At 39.3% G+C, this 16,951-nt stretch carries 15 protein-coding genes, 1 tRNA gene and 2 pseudogenes; 7 read left to right on the top strand and 11 right to left on the bottom strand.

Going from position 1 to position 16,951, the window contains the following annotated elements; translation table 11 throughout:
- The 3 genes and pseudogenes from FSB73_RS26695 (at nucleotide 1) to FSB73_RS12145 (ending at nucleotide 2,224) form a co-directional block, all read left to right on the top strand.
- Entirely contained in the window at nucleotides 1-561 is a 561-nt protein-coding gene (locus tag FSB73_RS26695) for a site-specific DNA-methyltransferase (protein WP_262712320.1), read from the top strand.
- Between the two features lie 7 nt (nucleotides 562-568).
- Nucleotides 569-820: pseudogene (locus FSB73_RS27600) on the top strand (DNA methyltransferase); the annotation flags it as partial.
- Nucleotides 821-1,897: 1,077 nt separating this feature from the next.
- Nucleotides 1,898-2,224 (top strand): YegP family protein, encoded by a 327-nt coding sequence (locus FSB73_RS12145; RefSeq protein ID WP_146782440.1) that lies wholly within the window; start codon nucleotides 1,898-1,900, stop codon nucleotides 2,222-2,224.
- Nucleotides 2,225-2,330: 106 nt separating this feature from the next.
- On the opposite strand, the gene FSB73_RS12140 is transcribed toward FSB73_RS12145, so the two are convergent.
- The 3 genes from FSB73_RS12140 to FSB73_RS12130 all read right to left on the bottom strand — a co-directional run bounded on the left by FSB73_RS12140 (nucleotide 2,331) and on the right by FSB73_RS12130 (nucleotide 5,057).
- The gene (locus tag FSB73_RS12140) at nucleotides 2,331-2,714 is read right to left on the bottom strand and encodes a RidA family protein (RefSeq protein ID WP_146782437.1); all 384 of its coding nucleotides are present in this window, start codon (nucleotides 2,712-2,714) and stop codon (nucleotides 2,331-2,333) included.
- Between the two features lie 185 nt (nucleotides 2,715-2,899).
- The gene (locus tag FSB73_RS12135) at nucleotides 2,900-3,769 is read right to left on the bottom strand and encodes a murein L,D-transpeptidase catalytic domain family protein (protein ID WP_158639521.1); all 870 of its coding nucleotides are present in this window, start codon (nucleotides 3,767-3,769) and stop codon (nucleotides 2,900-2,902) included.
- Between the two features lie 259 nt (nucleotides 3,770-4,028).
- Nucleotides 4,029-5,057, bottom strand: coding sequence for an NAD-dependent epimerase/dehydratase family protein (locus FSB73_RS12130; protein ID WP_158639520.1), 1,029 nt, complete (start codon nucleotides 5,055-5,057; stop codon nucleotides 4,029-4,031).
- A 93-nt stretch (nucleotides 5,058-5,150) separates the two neighbouring features.
- Between FSB73_RS12130 and FSB73_RS24885 the strand changes: the two genes are divergently transcribed.
- The 4 genes and pseudogenes from FSB73_RS24885 to FSB73_RS27595 all read left to right on the top strand — a co-directional run.
- Complete coding sequence (locus FSB73_RS24885; protein ID WP_225973965.1) at nucleotides 5,151-7,394, top strand: MerR family transcriptional regulator; 2,244 nt, start codon at nucleotides 5,151-5,153, stop codon at nucleotides 7,392-7,394.
- Between the two features lie 69 nt (nucleotides 7,395-7,463).
- Nucleotides 7,464-7,536, top strand: a tRNA-Phe gene (locus FSB73_RS12120).
- A 174-nt stretch (nucleotides 7,537-7,710) separates the two neighbouring features.
- The gene (locus FSB73_RS12115; RefSeq protein ID WP_146782428.1) at nucleotides 7,711-7,962 is read left to right on the top strand and encodes a hypothetical protein; all 252 of its coding nucleotides are present in this window, start codon (nucleotides 7,711-7,713) and stop codon (nucleotides 7,960-7,962) included.
- Nucleotides 7,937-8,233, top strand: a pseudogene (locus tag FSB73_RS27595) (putative toxin-antitoxin system toxin component, PIN family); the annotation flags it as partial. The gene FSB73_RS12115 and the pseudogene FSB73_RS27595, both read left to right, overlap by 26 nt.
- 144 nt (nucleotides 8,234-8,377) lie before the next feature.
- Here the strand turns inward: FSB73_RS27595 and ilvD are convergent.
- The 8 genes from ilvD to FSB73_RS12070 all read right to left on the bottom strand — a co-directional run bounded on the left by ilvD (nucleotide 8,378) and on the right by FSB73_RS12070 (nucleotide 16,431).
- A complete protein-coding gene (ilvD, locus tag FSB73_RS12105; RefSeq protein WP_146782425.1) occupies nucleotides 8,378-10,063 on the bottom strand; it encodes a dihydroxy-acid dehydratase in 1,686 nt (561 codons plus the stop codon).
- Between the two features lie 12 nt (nucleotides 10,064-10,075).
- A complete protein-coding gene (locus tag FSB73_RS12100; protein ID WP_225973964.1) occupies nucleotides 10,076-10,654 on the bottom strand; it encodes a Crp/Fnr family transcriptional regulator in 579 nt (192 codons plus the stop codon).
- A gap of 452 nt (nucleotides 10,655-11,106) precedes the next feature.
- Nucleotides 11,107-11,949 (bottom strand): ribose-phosphate diphosphokinase, encoded by an 843-nt coding sequence (gene prs / locus FSB73_RS12095; protein ID WP_146782422.1) that lies wholly within the window; start codon nucleotides 11,947-11,949, stop codon nucleotides 11,107-11,109.
- A gap of 100 nt (nucleotides 11,950-12,049) precedes the next feature.
- The gene (locus tag FSB73_RS12090; RefSeq protein WP_146782418.1) at nucleotides 12,050-12,628 is read right to left on the bottom strand and encodes an NADAR family protein; all 579 of its coding nucleotides are present in this window, start codon (nucleotides 12,626-12,628) and stop codon (nucleotides 12,050-12,052) included.
- On the bottom strand, nucleotides 12,625-13,038 hold the full coding sequence (locus FSB73_RS12085; protein WP_146782416.1) for an ADP-ribosylation/crystallin J1: 414 nt from the start codon (nucleotides 13,036-13,038) through the stop codon (nucleotides 12,625-12,627). Before FSB73_RS12085 ends, FSB73_RS12090 begins: the two co-directional genes overlap by 4 nt.
- A 171-nt stretch (nucleotides 13,039-13,209) precedes the next feature.
- Nucleotides 13,210-14,520 carry a nicotinate phosphoribosyltransferase gene (locus FSB73_RS12080; protein WP_225973963.1) on the bottom strand — a complete coding sequence of 437 codons (1,311 nt, stop codon included), beginning with the start codon at nucleotides 14,518-14,520 and terminating at the stop codon, nucleotides 13,210-13,212.
- A complete protein-coding gene (locus FSB73_RS12075; protein WP_146782412.1) occupies nucleotides 14,517-15,206 on the bottom strand; it encodes an NUDIX hydrolase in 690 nt (229 codons plus the stop codon). The genes FSB73_RS12080 and FSB73_RS12075 overlap by 4 nt, the downstream gene beginning before the upstream one ends.
- A 982-nt stretch (nucleotides 15,207-16,188) precedes the next feature.
- Complete coding sequence (locus tag FSB73_RS12070) at nucleotides 16,189-16,431, bottom strand: helix-turn-helix domain-containing protein (RefSeq protein ID WP_146782408.1); 243 nt, start codon at nucleotides 16,429-16,431, stop codon at nucleotides 16,189-16,191.
- Nucleotides 16,432-16,951 lie beyond the last annotated feature (520 nt).

Genomic DNA, 16,951 nt, shown 5'->3' with positions numbered 1-16,951 from the left:
ATGGCAAACAAATCACATTTCAATGCAGGTCATATAGCAATGAACACGCTAAAAAAGAATGGTATTGGACATAGCAGTCAAATTAAATCGGAAAAGCCTGCGAAGACCTATCATGGATTATTCACAAAAGATGCAGTTGAGTTTTTAAGACAAATGCCTGATTCTTCGGTGCAATTAATTTTAGTTGACCCACCTTATAATATTGATTTAGCTCATTGGGATACCTTTGAGAACTATCTTGGTTGGGCAAAACAATGGTTAGACCAGATTCATCGAATTCTTAAAGACACCGGAAATTGTGTAATATTTGGCGGTTTTCAATATCAAGATTTGAAAAAAGGAGACTTATTGGAAATCATGCACTACGTAAGACACGACACCGATTTGCGCTTCACCAACCTTGTTATTTGGTATTACAAGAACGGAATGAGTGCGCATCGTTTTTTCGCCAATCGACACGAGGAAGCAATATGGCTTTCCAAAACTAAAATTATTTTTTTGATTTGGATTCCGTTCGAGTGGCTTATGATGAAGAAAGTAAAAAGCAGCACTAAAAGATAAACGCCTTCTGCCAGAAAGTATTGAAAAAGGTAAAAATCCAACAAATGTTTGGGAAATTGGACGACTAAGTGGGAACTCTACGGAGCGTGTCGGACACCCGACACAAAAACCATTTGAACTAATCCGCAGGTTTGTAAAGGGATTGTCTTATCCAGGCTCTTTAGTTCTTGACTTTTTCGGAGGTTCAGGAACAACAGGAAGGGTATGTATAGAAGAAAGCAGGAACTCAATCTTGGTAGATAATGACCCTGCAATGTTGGATTATTTCAAAAAACATATTCAATCAATGAATAGAAGTTTTTTTTCTGCACCGCATGAAATACATACAAACCCCAAATTAAAGGAGTTTCTGGAAGTTGTAGATAATAAAATAGAAACTGTCAGTGGATAATTTAAATCTGTGTGAGAAGGGGAAACCTTTTGATTATTATTCATATATTTAAATTAAAGAAAATAGCGACATTGAAATAAATGTTATCATTTGAGAAGAATATTTATCATTTTGTGTTTGGTTTGAGCATTAACATTTATATCATTAATTGCCTTTTCAGGTTAAGGATTAACTAAAAACGCTCGAAGTAATTAGGATAACTAAGGCTTCGGTTTTAGCATGGTGTTCAAACATCTAGCAGGCGGAGCCACAGTTATTGTTACTGAAATTGCCCATATTGAACAACTATAAAATGTCGGCAGATGTAATCGTAGAAGTCATAATGTCAGATCATTATAAGTGATGACTCAATTGCATAATAATGCATAAAAGCGGTTCCGTTTGGAAGATTCCAATAATATTATTCAGTTTATACTAATGGGCTCATCCAATTGCATTGTTCAGGGGTAAGTTGACTTCGGAGGTCCTCTTTGCATTTATGAATCCCTTATAGTTTTCTTTGATTATTATTGATTCTTGGTTTGTTGCCATAATTACTTGAGAAAGAAATTTGATCCATTCATAAATTAATTCCTGAATGGCAACAGGCCCGCTAATTATCGATAAATCTTTAACTAAATGGCAGTTTATTTGTGAGATAATCCCGAATTTGCGATTGTAGAGTAAGCTAAAATCTTCTTTAATGACCTCAATATGGAGGTAACTTAAATTGAATTGTTGCCGGATCGTGAAGAGTGAAAATTACTCTTTGAAATATTTTATTATCAATGTATTTTCGGCCATTACTACGAGACTCTTGTTTAGTTTACGTAAGATTCGTAAAACCAGCTATTTGTAAAAAATATACTCGATTTACATCTCACTTATAATCAATGGCCATAATTTTAGTCTATAATTGGAATTTTTATTAACTTGAGGAATCTATTCACTTCAAAATAATAAACAATGGGAAAGTTTGTTGTTAAAACTGGTAAGGATAATCAATTCCGCTTCAACCTGAAAGCCGGTAACGGCCAAACCATTTTGACGAGCGAAGGTTATACAACCAAGGCCGCCTGTCATAATGGAATTGAGTCAGTAAAGACCAATGCGCAAGACGATAGTAGGTATGAAAGAAAGACTTCCACCAATGGAAAGCCCTTTTTTAACCTAAGAGCCGGCAATAGCCAGGTGATTGGCACCAGTGAACTGTACGAGACCACCGCAGCAATGGAGAACGGCATCGAATCAGTGAAGAAAAATGCACCAGACGCTGAGGTTACTGTAGAATAATTGTATGCTTAAAAATAAGCCGGAGCATAACTAATCCGTATTAGAAATGCTCCGGCTTGTATTTTCTACTTAATTAGCGTAATAAATCCGAAAAAATTATCGGCAATTACCCTTTGTAAGCAATTACACTTATCTCAACATTTACATTTTTAGGTAAGGTCTTAACGGCCACACATTCCCTGGCAGGAGGGTCTTTATGAAAATATTGCCCGTAAATCTCATTTACCTGCCCAAATAAGCCCATATCGCTTAAAAACACACTCGCCTTTACCACATCTTCAAAACCGTAATCTGCTTCTTTTAAAACAGCTTCCAGATTCTTAAACACCAGATGTGTTTCTCCTGACAGATCACCGCTATATAGCTCATTGGTGCTAGGATCAATGGCAATCTGTCCACTCACATATAAGACACCACCTGCTTTGATCGCCTGATTATAAGGTCCAACGGGTGCTGGCGCTGCACTGGTATTAATAATTTCCTTTCCCATTTTGTAATTTTATAAATTCAGATAATATTTATTGGGCAAGTTAGTCCAAATCCAATAATCTACCAATACCTGACTATCTAGCGCAAAAGAGCGTTTACAGTAAAAATGCCCAATCAGTAGACTGGGCATTCTTGAATTAGAATAACAACATTATGCTGTTATAATCTCCATTGGAATAGGTTATCCTATCCGTTACTGCTGTTATTTACATCTGCTGCGCCATCTAACCCAGCGTTCGCAGTATTATTAATAGGGGCTAATAGTTCTTTAAATTTGCTTTCCTTTTTTAGTACAGGCCATTGGAAGGCTGCATTGAGGATTCTGGAAGTAACCTGATAATGATTATCTGGTGCCCAGATAAATAAGCAACTTCCTTCCTTAATCTTATTGATAATGGCATATTGCTGACCATAGGGTACTGCCGGGCAACCAAAACTGCGACCTGTTTCATTTTCATCGGCACGACGGGCATTGACATAATGGCTGCCATGCATCACAATATATCTTCTATAAATATTATCATTGATACCTGGTTCAACGCCTTTTAAGTGCATACTGAAACCAGAACCTCCGCGGTAAGATTTACCAGTAATAATAAAACCAAGGGAACTTTTATGGGAGTCTACGACATTTGAGAATGCAGTGGCATATTCACCACCGGAGCGTTTGCCATGCGAAACATAGGTATTGAATAACACTTTACCTGCTTTCAGATCTATCACATACAGACGTTTCTGCGAGCTGCTTTGGCTGTAATCTACTATGGTCAGCAAATCTGGCTTATCCAACATGCCTTTACTCTCAAGGTATTCATACCCTTTAAATGCTTTATAAAAAACATCCTTTTTTAAACCAACATCATTTAATTTGATTCTATTGTAAACAGAATCAACATATTTATAGGCCATTGTTTGACCTACTGGTTTATTAGGAAGCAGAGAAGGAAAATCCTTATCTACCGGATGCACGCTGTTTGCGCTTGAAATATTTGTTATAGGAGTCGTAAATGCACACATTACTAGGCCCACCACACTTAGGAATAAGAACTTTTTCACTATTTCCAACTTGTTTTTATGCTTCCCGGCACTGATCCCGGGAATCTTAGAAAAAAGGAATAATATCATCAATGATCCATCCTGGCCGCCCTTAAGGCACAATGGATCGCCATCTTTAATAATGTAATTTTCGGAATAAAATTGCTTTTATCCAAAAAAAAATTAAATAATCTTCAAGAATTGAGGCAAATTTAGCCGATTTTGATGGGTAGGAAGGCTAAAAATTGAATAAAATTCGAGCCAAAACTGTTAAAATCTTCTATAATTCGTATTTCTCTTTCAACAGGTTACAAGTTCTTTCTACCGTTTCTTTTATAGGCATAAAAGAAAATTCCGGTAACACTTTTTTCAGTTTTGAGTTATCGTATTCACATATACTCAAAGCAGTACGTGCCGTGTTTTTATTTAATATGGATGGTTTGCCAGTTAATTTTCCTTTCAAGTACTTGATTCTCCATACAAATTCCGCTAGCAAAGGAGTCACTTTTTTTCCCGGTCGCGGTTTACTAAAACCGTCAGCTATCAAATCAAATAAAAATTTATAGGAGATATTGGCCCCATTTATAATAAATCTTTCCCCTACTACACCACTATTCATTAAATCAATGGCAGCCTTAGCCACATCTTCGACATCCACAAATCCATGAACCCCTTCTGTATACCAGGGAAATTCGTCATAAACGGACTTGAACATCGCAGTTGAACCTATATTCCAGTCCCCCGCCCCTATTATAATAGAAGGATTAATGACAACTGCATCTAAACCTTCGCAGAGCCCCCGCCAGACCTCGATTTCTCCAAGATATTTGCTTTTACCGTAATCAGAAGCGCCATGATCATTCCACTCCAGCTTTTCATGAATGAGATTTTTAGCGCTTTTGGCTTCGCCAATAGCCGCTACAGAGCTTACATGCAGCAATTTCTGCACCCCATTTTTAATACAGGCATTAACAACATTAGCTGTCCCCTCAACATTGATCTTCATCACCTGGTCTTTCATTTTTGGATCAAATGAGACCAGACCAGCTGCGTGATACACGTGAGTTACCCCTTTTAAGGCCTTTTCCAGCGCCACTACATCCAGTATATCGCATTGTATCCAATCGATTTTATCATTTGGGCGGTCATTTGGATGATTACTTAGACTTTCACCTGGATATTCTGGAGGATTTCTGGCCAGGCCAATGATTTTGCAGGCAGTCGGATCCAACATTTGAATGATCTGGCTTCCTACCAGACCTGTCGCTCCTGTCACTAAAATTGTATTCTTTGGATTTAATTGCTCCACTATCCTGCTAAAGTTTGCACAAATTAAAGCCATTCACTCGGCAATTCTGCATAAATTTAGGGTAAAATTGTTCAGGATTATTATTTTTACAATATGCAGCAGTTGTCCCTATTTGATTTTGGTGAACAGGCACCTAAGCCAGAAAAGAAAAAGAAAGCTTCAAAAGATGGTTCCAAGCAAGCAGGCTCTACCCCTGACAAAGCATCTCCAGATGACTCTTCAACGGAGCCGTCAGCCCCTTCCTCTGAGGAACCGGCTGCCTCTTTAGCGCAAGATCTAGTGCTGGTGCAGTCAAAGGAGCAGCCTAATGAGCAAGAGCAGCAGGAACAAGGCCTGGAGCAGGCAGCTGCCATTCCCACACCTCCTGAGCAGCCTGTAATGGCAATGCAAGCGGCTGAAACTACCCTACCACCGTCACAGCTGCAGTCACAATCGAAGGATGAAGCAGCCCAACAAACAGGCTCCACAGCAATCTCAGAAGCGTCAGAAGAGGATTCAGTCACTGATGACACTGAAGTCCCTAATGATCAAACTCAGGCTAATCAGCAACCGAACCAGCAGCCAGCCCAGGAGACTAAAGAACAACCTGAAGCAAACACAGATAAAGCAAAAGAAAACGCATCCTCTGATGAAAATGAACAGATTAATCCAATTGCAGCACAATCCGATACTCCCCAACAAAATACAGTAAATGTTATTTCGGGCCAGGACCAGGACCAGGAGGAGGATGCGCAAATGACCAATAATGCTCAATCAACTTTTGAACTGACTCCGCCTCAACAAAAGCAGGAAATAAAAGCATCTGATTTGGAGCAGGAGAATGATGAATCCAAGGAGATCAATAGTGAAAAAGAACCAGCAGCCAGCGACTTTTCAAAAGACGTTCAAGACTTAAGATCCACTTCTGAATCAAGCGAGGACGCCACGGAAGCATCTACAGAAGCATCTTTAGATGCGAATGAAACTGATTCAGAAACCGAATCGGACGTAACATCCAACGAATCGTCTACCTCTTTACAGGATAGTAATAACAATAATAATCAGGCTAATGATGCCCTGAATACCGAAGGCGTGGAAAATGAATCTGTAGCGCCAGCCACACCAACAGTGCCTGCTGAAGCAACTGACCAGCCATCCGCCCCCGCCCTCACTCAACCCGCATCCGCAGACCCGGGGAAGGAACAAATTCAGACCCAGGAGCAGGAGAAGGATCAGGATCATCATATGCAGGATCAAAATGAAGCACAGGGCGATAATCCACCAGCTAGTGGCGTTGTCTTCGCTAATGAGCAGTTTGGGGTCAAAGTGGTTGTCAAAACCGTTAAGTCTGTCAAGATCGAATCCATTAAGATGCCACCTCGGCCTGTTCAGGAGAATCCGGAAAATCTGGATAACGCAGATGAATCAATTGAAAAGAAAGATGCAAGCCACGAATCAGATCATGAGCCAGATCAAAGCAAAAGCGAAGATTCGCAGCAGCTGTCCACCTCAGAAATAACCCAACAGGATCCAGAGGCTGCATTTGACACATCTTTTTCACCAGATGACTTCTCCAATCATACGGATGCTGACGGCGAATCAGAAGTAGATTCAGCCACTGCCGAAGCAGAAACAGAAGAAGTGGAGGCGGAATTAGAGAAAGAGAAGGAAGTGGAGAAAGAAGAAGAGAAAAAAGTAGTTGCTCCTTTGAACAATACAGGCTTACCTACCCTTCCTACGGTAATTGAAAATACCACTGAAACGGAGGCTGATAGCTTTGCTGATGAGGCTGCTGAACATGCTTCCAAGTCGGAAGTTTCTGATCAATTAGAAGAAAAAAATGAGAAAACACCTGATAATCAATCAAAAGAGGACTTAGACGAAGCTAAAAAGCAACCAAATACTGATAGTAATAGTGCTAAAAAGCCTTATTATATAGAGGACCAGACGGTGCCAATCAGAAAAAGAGGCAGAAAATCATTTAAGGAAATTGATGCCGAGGTGGATTTGATTAATGTGCCGCCAGATGAAGAGTTGTTTCAGAAGCAATATTATCCCATTAGTGTCGTGGCAAAATGGTTCCGAGTAAATAATTCGCTACTCAGATTCTGGGAAAATGAATTTAAGATCCTTAAACCTAGGAAGAATAAAAAGGGTGACCGGTTTTTCCGGCCAGAGGATGTAAAGAATCTGCAATTGATCTATTATTTGCTAAGACAGAAGAAATTGACCATTAATGGCGCTATCAAGCACCTGAATTCTTATAGGGAACAAACCGAGGTCAATTTGCAGCTTATCCATACTTTAAATGAATTTAAGGGATTTCTTTTGGAGCTAAGAGCTGCCACGGAAAAATAATTTTTTAAATAATTCTACCAGAATTTTGTTTTTATTGTTTTCCAATTTACATTTGCACTCCCTTACAGCGGTGCGGTAGCTCAGTCGGTAGAGCAAAGGACTGAAAATCCTTGTGTCGCCGGTTCGATCCCGGCCCACACCACAAAAGAAACGTTCGAATCAGCCTGGTTCGGGCGTTTTTTTATCGCACTTTCTTAAGCCGATTTACCAAATGGGAGTCCATCCCACATATATTGACATTTATTTTACACCTAGGCATGCACAACCTTTTATATGTCAGAAAAAAACACTATTTTAGTATAACAAGTTTTATAAAATGAGCGCCGTTAAATCCATTTCTACACAATTTCAAAACGAGCCTTCCGTTTTCGCTTTACTGGTTGACAATATCAGTCGAATGAGCCTGTCGGAACAGAAATTACTATGGATGAACCTGAATAAAAAAAACATTTCTGACCTTGCCAAAGAAATAGATAGCAGCACTAGATCTGACAATCTCCCCGAAGATGAAGTAGTCGCACTCGTTAAAGAAGCACGTACCAATGCCCGTAAAAAGAAAAAAGGTTAAACGTTTTGTCATTGACGTCAATACACTCATTACTATCTTTATCAACCGGAAGACCGATTGGTTACAAGCGTATGTGATTCAAAATGCTCTGGAAATCTTTATCGACAATAATCTTGTCGAAGAACTCGCCCGCGTCCTTGACTATCCAAAAATTAAAAAACGGCTTCCTTTGAATAAAAGATCTTATTTAACTTTGGTTCATAGTATATCTTCATCTGTAATAGCCGAAGAATTCGATGTTCAATGCCCTGACCCGAAGACGAGTACCTATATAATCTTGCACTCTGCGTCAATGCCAAACTGCTGGTTATTGGTGAAAAAGCATAGTTGGAGTGGCAGGAATCACCCGTCGAAACAATTTCCCTATCCAAGTTCAAAGAACTATTTTAAAACTTTTTTTCTTACAATATTATTATTATTCAGCTTCGAGCACTGCTCCGCTACTGGCATTTTTAACGAGCATTCTATATTGGCTGAGCCACCTGGATGTTACGGTCTTTTTTCTGGGTACAAATGCCACCTTACGCTTTTGAATTTCCTGTTCAGACAGATTTACCGACAGGCAGTAATTATCGACATCGATATGGATTTCATCACCATTTTGTATAAGGCCGATCATTCCACCTTCGGCAGCTTCAGGAGAAACATGGCCAATACAAAGCCCCCTGGTCGCTCCGCTAAACCTTCCATCAGTAATCAGCGCAACGGAACTTCCGAGCCCTTTGCCCATAATCAGACTGGTAGGGCTGAGCATCTCCTGCATGCCGGGTCCTCCTTTAGGCCCTTCATATCTGATCACCACAACATCTCCAGGCTGAACATCCCCGGCCAGAATGCCGGTGATGGCTTCTGTCTGGCCATCAAAACATACAGCCTTCCCCGTAAAGCTCCGCTCTCCTATTATACCCGCGGATTTAATAACTGCACCCTGTTCGGCTAGATTACCGTATAGAATGGCAAGGCCTCCTACTTCACTATAAGGGTTATCAATTGTCCGAATGATACTGGTATCGATAATACGGGCATCCGCTATACGCTCATAAAGCGTCTCTCCCGTTATCATCAAATTATCCATAAGCACGCCATTCCCTCTTTTGGTTATTTCTTTCATCACCGCATTCACTCCACCGGCCTTATTGATATCTTCCATATGAACCGTACTTAGACTAGGAGATATTTTGGCAATATGGGCGACTCTTTTTGACATTTGGTTGACATCTTTTAACTGAAAGTCTACCTGGGCTTCCCTGGCAATCGCCAACATGTGTAACACGGTATTGGTACTTCCGCCCATGGCCATGTCTACCGCAAAAGCATTTCTTACGGCGTTTTCATTGAGGATATTTTTCAACTTGAATTTCTCTCTGGCTGCCTGATCTTTGGCTATAGCACATATCCTCCTGGCGGCTTTCCGGTATAGTTCCTCTCTTTCAGGTGTTTGCGCTAATATGGTGCCATTACCAGGTAATGCAATCCCCATAGCTTCCATAAGGGTATTCATTGAATTTGCAGTAAACATACCAGAACAACTACCACCAGACGGGCATGCATTGCATTCTATATCCAGCAGTTCTGCTTCATTCATCTTTCCTGCTTCATATTTGCCAACGGCCTCAAAGGCCGTTGACAAATCGACTGGTGTTCCATCCTGCTTATAGCCTTTAGACATGGGACCTCCACTGACAAAAACGGTTGGTACGTCTACACGAAGCGCGCCCATGATCATTCCCGGCACAATCTTATCACAGTTAGGAATAGCGATCATAGCATCCAGTTTATGAGCGTTCATCACGCTTTCTATGGAATTTGCGATTAGCTCCCGGCTCGGTAAAGAGTATAACATACCGTCATGGCCCATTGCGATGCCATCATCGATGCCTATTGTATTAAATTCAAAAGGGACACAGCCATTTGCTCTAATTTCTTCTTTAATGATTTCACTCACCTTATTTAAGAAGAAATGGCCTGGGATAATCTCAATAAAAGAATTAGCGACTCCAATAAAGGGTTTATCAAAATCTTCATTTTTAAGTCCAGTAGCTCTTAATAAGGCTCTATGGGGTACGCGCTGCGTACCTTTTTTTACTTCGTCACTTCTCATTATTGATGTATTTTACAAGTTTGATTTGATCCTGCTAAGTGTTTCCGGGGAAATATTCAGGTAGGATGCCAGATTAACATTAGATAGCCGTTGAATGAGTTCTGGATTGTCTCTCAATAAATTACGATACCTTTCTGTGGCATTTTGCGTAATCAGCCCGCTGAGTCTGTTATTGATAACAGTTAACCCATATTCCAAAATATACACGTATACCTTATCCCAAACGGGCATTTGACTTCTGAGCCTAAAAAAGTCCTGGTGGGTTATTGCCAGTAGCTGAGATTCCTCCACGGCTTCTATATATTCAGCAGAGGGATTCCGGGAAATAAAACTGACTATGGAGGTTAAAAAGGTATGTTCAAACGCCATAAACCGGGTAGCCATCGAGAGGTTCTCATTGCTATAATACAGTCGCAAACACCCCTTATTAATAAAAAACAGCCGGCCCGCTATCTGGCCTTTTACCAGAAGATGCTGCCCCTTCTTTATGTCAACAGGTTTAAAAAGCCGTTCTGCCGGGGCTATATCCTCCTTAGAGAGCGCCAGTTTATCCCTTAATAATGTCGCTAGTTCAATATATATAGGATCCATACCACAAATTGAGATTCAAAGATGCGATATTCTACATTAAAAAGTCTTGACATAGGTCAAAATCGACTAATGGTGGCAAAATAGCATGTTCTGGCTGAAATTGGTTAGCGGAAAGATTACCAATCAAGTATACTATTCATATTATTCCAGTACCCGTGTGGGAGTATCTAAATACAAATTCATACTTTTGGGGTAGCGAAGCAGGTGATTCTAGTTCCTGTAGATTTAAGCGCATATGATTGGCCAATATTATTTTTATTTTCCACTTCTTGGGATGATGAATTAAGCTAATAAAGCACTGGATACCACCATTGACAAAAATAATTACACCGCCCAGTACTGCCTGAGAATTTTAAAAAATAATCTTCCTTTATTTTCCGTCTTTTTAATATTGAATTTTGACGTTAAGTGGAAACATTATTTCTCACAAGATTTTCATTTTCAGGCCGACATCAGAGGTATTTTTCAATGGGGAAACACTTCACACCTGCAATCTCCTTATATGAATTGGTAGTATAAATATCATCAATATTTTCAATAGTCACTCCTTTACTGAAAATACCGTGACTTACAATAAGAATAACTTTTGCCGCTCCCTTTGATTTGAGCAGGGACGCTGTACCAGCAAAAGTCCCACCACCATCACAGATATCATCAATAATAAAACAGGTTTTATTATGCAGATCGTCCGCCGTGGTTTTAAAATTGGTCAGTTCACCCGTTTTTAAATCTCTTTCTTTCATGCACTCAACAATCGATGAAGCATTCAAGTAAACGGCTAATTTATGAATCTTCTTCAAGGCTCCAGCATCAGGAGATACAAGGCAATACTGCGTCGCTGGGTGAAAATCATAATAGTGCTCTAAAGCATCCTTCACAAATTCATGATTAGTAATACTATAAGAACGGTTGAATAGTGCGTTGGTCACTTCCGAATGAGGATCGAACACCTTGACCTTCTTAAAATCACCCTGATTTAGGATAGCAGCAACAACTTTCAAAGAGAAAGGCTCTCCATCAAGCATTACCCTGTCCATTCTTGCTGCCAGTAGGTAAGAAACACAAACTTCCACATTTACAAACTCCAGATAATCCAAGGTATTTTTTACAAAAAGCAGTAAAAGCAAATCATTCGCGCTTGCCAGCCGACAAATGATTCTTAATGGAGCTCCTCTATCCAAGCCTCCAATACTATTCATATCCATTTTTATATGGGGCTGCCCATCAGGGAATATAATACGCTGGTATTTGATTGTCGACCCCTGTTCGTTTATTAGGTTTAGAATATTCATCATATTAACTTTTAAATTAATAAAAAAGGCTATCTTTTCTTGAGCGCTTACTATACATATAATATATCCCTTCCGTAGGGAATCATCAAGATATCAACCTTTATCATTTCTCATTTTCATAATTTTCTATTAATAAATCTCGTACTTCCATCAATGCAAACCCTAATAAATTCTGACCCGGCCAAAGAAGTGGATTCCTTATACGGTTATCTTCCATGGATAACCCGATTCCCCAGACCTCATCAGTAGAACTTGCTTCTGCAAGAATGGCCGTCTTAGTGGCCAATAGAATATTTAGAAGCGATTCGTTTTGTAAAAATTTACAATAATTGCCTTCTAATACAATATTATACTTATGACAGTCCCAGACTTCTTCCACAAATCCTGTTATTTTGCGACCAAGGGACTTTACATCGTCAGGATGTTTTGTGCTCATAACCTTTGCTGCGATCTCTTGGTCTTCAAATAGCCTTGCCTTTTGATATATCATCCAATGCTCTGCCGTGGGAAATGTCACGCCATTTACCTTAAATGGCGCAATCCAACTTTGGCTGAGGTAATTGCTGGTCAGCAAAGTCTCTGCTGAAGAAGAATCGGGACTAAAAAACTGAAAATCAATCGCATCGATATCCTCCTGTAATATTCTATAGCTTAGTTTTAAATACTCAATATTGTATTTCATTTTAAAAACTTTGAAAGTGTACTTTGTAAGACCTGATCAGATGGCATAATGAAGCCAGATCCAAAAAATGCATCTATTACCTGGATCCTTCCAACAATATTCATATTAAATTCCTCAAGTTCTTCTGCGGGAACCCAAAGCTCATCATGGATTTTTCCTCCAACATTTCTTACTTCATGTTTTACAAGGTAATCCTGATCCACGTCAAACATGGTCACAATGCCGCAGTTACCTGAGAATGCATCCTGTGTATTCCAATCCCGTGCAATCTGGCAAGCGTACTCCCTGTTCAAAACAGGATAAAAAATTGGCTGCCAGGATAATCTTGCCGGAAATGAGCACCAATCAGTACGGGCAATCAGTTCCAGTTCCTTCAGGCCGACTGGGCGATAGAGTGTTGTTGATTCCATTTTTCTACAATATGTTTTTTTGAATTCTTTCTCTAATTTCGGATAAGGAAACATCAGCCAACAATTTACCATCCTTAAAAACAGTCTTTAGTTCCCCCTCTGCCTCTTCAGCCCAAGTACATTGGTCCTTTAATTCCAGTTTTCCGGTTTTCTCATTTCTAAATACCTGCATCAGGCCTTTCGCTGACTTTTGGTGCCATCGTCCGTTTTAGGATCTTTAAAAATATCTCTTCCTACACCATTCACTTCCCCATAAGTCGCTTTCATCGCAAATCCAAATGTGTCCCTGGTCACGTACTCATAAGTATACGAACCTATTCCCAAAACTACATTATAACTTGCAAAGCCTTTGGCCTTTAACCCATCTAATATAGCATACTGCCGTTCTGTAGTAATGCTATCCCCATATATTAATCCAATATGGCCATCCAGTAACTTATAGCCCCTTGGAGTAATAGTTCCGCCAAACACCTCCCACATACATTCAATAGCGCCCTTATATTGCGGGCTACCGATTGGCGCATTTTCATCTCCTATTATGATCTTTACCGGATCACCACTGTCAGGTCGAATGACCACTTTCCCATCCCTGGTAAGTATCAGGCTTTTTAATGCTGGCAGAAAGACCGTTATTACTTGCCAGAAATCCCAAGTATCACTAACGATGGACACAACACCTTTGGGATAGATTTCCTCAATAAGCCTTCTGAATGTACCGAGCTCATCATCCTGCAACCCCATACACATTACGCTATGCTCGGTGGCAGGAACCGATCCGCCGATCAATTCTTTTTCGCAATCAGCATTATAATAGGATTCCAGAAAATCAATTGCTGGAATGGTATCGGTACCTGCAAATGAAAGCAAATGTGCAGCACCACTAAGCATGGCATCTTCTAAACCGCTCATACCGCGGAAGGAAAAATCATGCCCTTGCCAGGGAATAAAACTTCTATCTGCACCTACCGTTTCATCGGCGAATCTGATAAATGTTTTATAGTATTGAAATGACGTTGTAGCAGAGGTACACGGCTTCCAGATAATATCACTCAAAATGGTTTCCAGCATATTGGTCAGCCAGAAAAACTCAGGTTTCGTATTCTTAATCGTAAAAACGGGGACACGCATTGGAACCAGACTTCCTTCAGGGATGGCTTTTATCTCAAGGGGTAAGTATCCCAGATCATGTAAGGCTGCAATATGATCGTAGCTAATGGAGTCTTTACCCAGATAATGATCCATTCGTCTGGCATAGTTTGAAATTACCTTTTCTTTGGGTAATTTGAAAAAAAGGCGTTCAAATTGGTCAATAAGATATTCTTTGATAAAATACTGCAATCCGAAAAATACGATTTCTTGTACCTGTTCATTTCTTGATTTTCTTGGGGTTAGATTTGAATAGACCAAAGTTGTTCCATCGGGATACTGAAATTTATGTCCGACTTTATAGCCATCTTTTAGCAGAATTGGTGATAACATCATGATAATGTAATATTTAGATGAAAATTATTTTGTTTTAGGTCTTTATTAAAACAGTACAACTCAGGGTGTCTGTTCTTGAGGCCTTCTCTCCTTTTCCCAGTGGCAATAATATAATTTGAATCAAGAATCTTTCTTCTGAAGTTCCTACGGTCAATACTAGAATCCAGAATACATTCATATAATTCGTGCAATTCTGTCATCGTAAATTCTTCGTCCAGTAGTTCAAATCCGACAGGATCATATAATATTTTCGTTTTAAGTCTTTTTATTGCAGTCGACAGAATGGCACTGTGATCAAATCCCAGTGCAGGCAGCTCATCAACCCCAAACCAAGCTACATCATTTGCCATTGTTCCTGCTGTTAGGGTGAACAATTCAGGATTAATCAATGAATAATAGGATACAGAAATCACCCTGCCACGTGGATCCCTATCCAACCTGTCAAAACTGTATAGCTGTTCCAGAAATAAATTTGACAATCCCAGTTTAGAATTTAATATGCGCAAGCAAACATCCTGGAAAGTCTCATCCATCTGGACAAAAGCCCCTGGAAGTGTCCACCCGTTTTTATAGGGAGCGTCTTTTCTATTCAGCAATAAAACTGACAGTTGCTTTTGAGTATATCCAAATACAACTAGGTCTATTGCTACTGCGGGATTCTGGTATTGATGAAATTGCTTTTCCATTTTACTTTGCGTTATTCTGACACAAAGTAAAATTTATTTCCTGAAATCACCAATTTTATTTTATCCTGGACACATGATGCCAACCCATATAAAGTTCAAATACGGCCATCCACATCTCAAACTAACTGAAATTCAATACAAATTAATAATTACCCGCTTTTCTTATCTTATTTCCAACGGTTACACCTGGCACTTAATTCTGCCACTGCCCGATTAAACAATGTGAAAGTACAGGCATGTAGAAGAGAATTGGTGATGAAAATACGTTAGCAATATCCACAGCGACAGCTCCCTCTCAAAGGATCGCTCCGGCCTTTTAAAAAATATGATAGGCAACCTATTAATTAACGTATAGGTTTAAATATATGATGAGGGCTAAAACCAATCAAAGCAGAATCTAATATATCCTAGCCTTTTTAATCGGGAGAGACTGTGACCGCAGCTTTATTAAACCCTGACCATATATAATATTCTACGACAACAAGGACAGCAGTGGCCGATAAGCCAGGCTTTGGGAGAGATCATTATGGCATAAAATGCAAAAGCCGTCAAAGACCTATCAGATTTATTAAGCACTTACCGGTCTATTTTCTTTTCCGGAAAGCTGAAAGTTCACTACCGGGCATAAAACCCCAAATAAGAATATCCAAAATGACCGAACCTATTCTAGCAATCCAACCAAAATATGAAACGGTGGCTTAGACGCTTCTTTGGCCCAGCAGCAGAATATCCTCCGAGTAAGCCAGCTACTCCGTCTTATACCTTACTATAGATTAATATAGCAGTCAACACTACCAGAGGAGTCAAAAATTAGTCTTCTTTTGTTTCCCATCTGTTTAATATTGAATTTTGACGTTGAGGGGAAACAACTATTATCCTAAGTCTCAAGTGATTTAAGGCTCCATTTAGCAGCAATTTAGCAAGCCGAATTTAATTAAAAATTGATCAGAACTACTTCATCATGCTCCAATTAAAAGCAAAGTTAATCTTCATCGGACAATGGCGTATTAAATAACTCCTCTAATGTAACATCCATGGCATAGCTTAATCTAACCATAGTAAAAAATTCAATATTCTTCAAGCCATTTTCAATTTTACTTATGTCAGTTCTATCAATACCAGTCTCGACCTCTAAATCAAGTTGCCGAAGGTTCCTATCAAGTCTAAGCTTTTTAATTCGCTTTCCAAAGCGTTCAAGTTCATATGCATACTTATCTTCACCCATAATGGGGTGTAAAATCAAATAAAATTACAAAAAATAAAGTGGTATATAACCCACTTTTAAATTTTATTTACTATCTTTATACCAGATTTGTAATTAAATTGAATTAATCAAACAATATTTCAATAATTTTGCGATTCACTTCAAAATCTAATTTGAAGGCATTCGCATTAGAGTCTTGTAACTGAAACGTCGGAACTTTCACGCACACAAGACGATAAGTAGAATGCCTGCGTTACTGCGCGGGCCTCTCTTATTCGTGTGCAGGGCCTCCGACGGCCTCAGTTACGATAAGTTTGGCTTCGCGCTTTTTTATGAAAAAAACTTATAGACTCGTCCTAAAACCATTAAAGGATGAGAAATTTATTTTATTATATACAAACATTAAGATTCAGAAATCTGCTTTTTATTTTTAAAAACCAGTGTTGCTATTCATATGAATCAAAATTACTAATATTATTTGCCTGTAAACCAAAAAATCCAATATAGGGAGGAGATGCCCTATAAGGGATTATTTCTACAT

The sequence above is a fragment of the Arachidicoccus ginsenosidivorans genome (genome assembly GCF_007971385.1).
Lineage (GTDB): Bacteria > Bacteroidota > Bacteroidia > Chitinophagales > Chitinophagaceae > Arachidicoccus > Arachidicoccus ginsenosidivorans.
The sequence above is the reverse complement of the archived record's forward strand: the minus strand, read 5'-3'. Positions and strand labels throughout refer to the sequence as shown.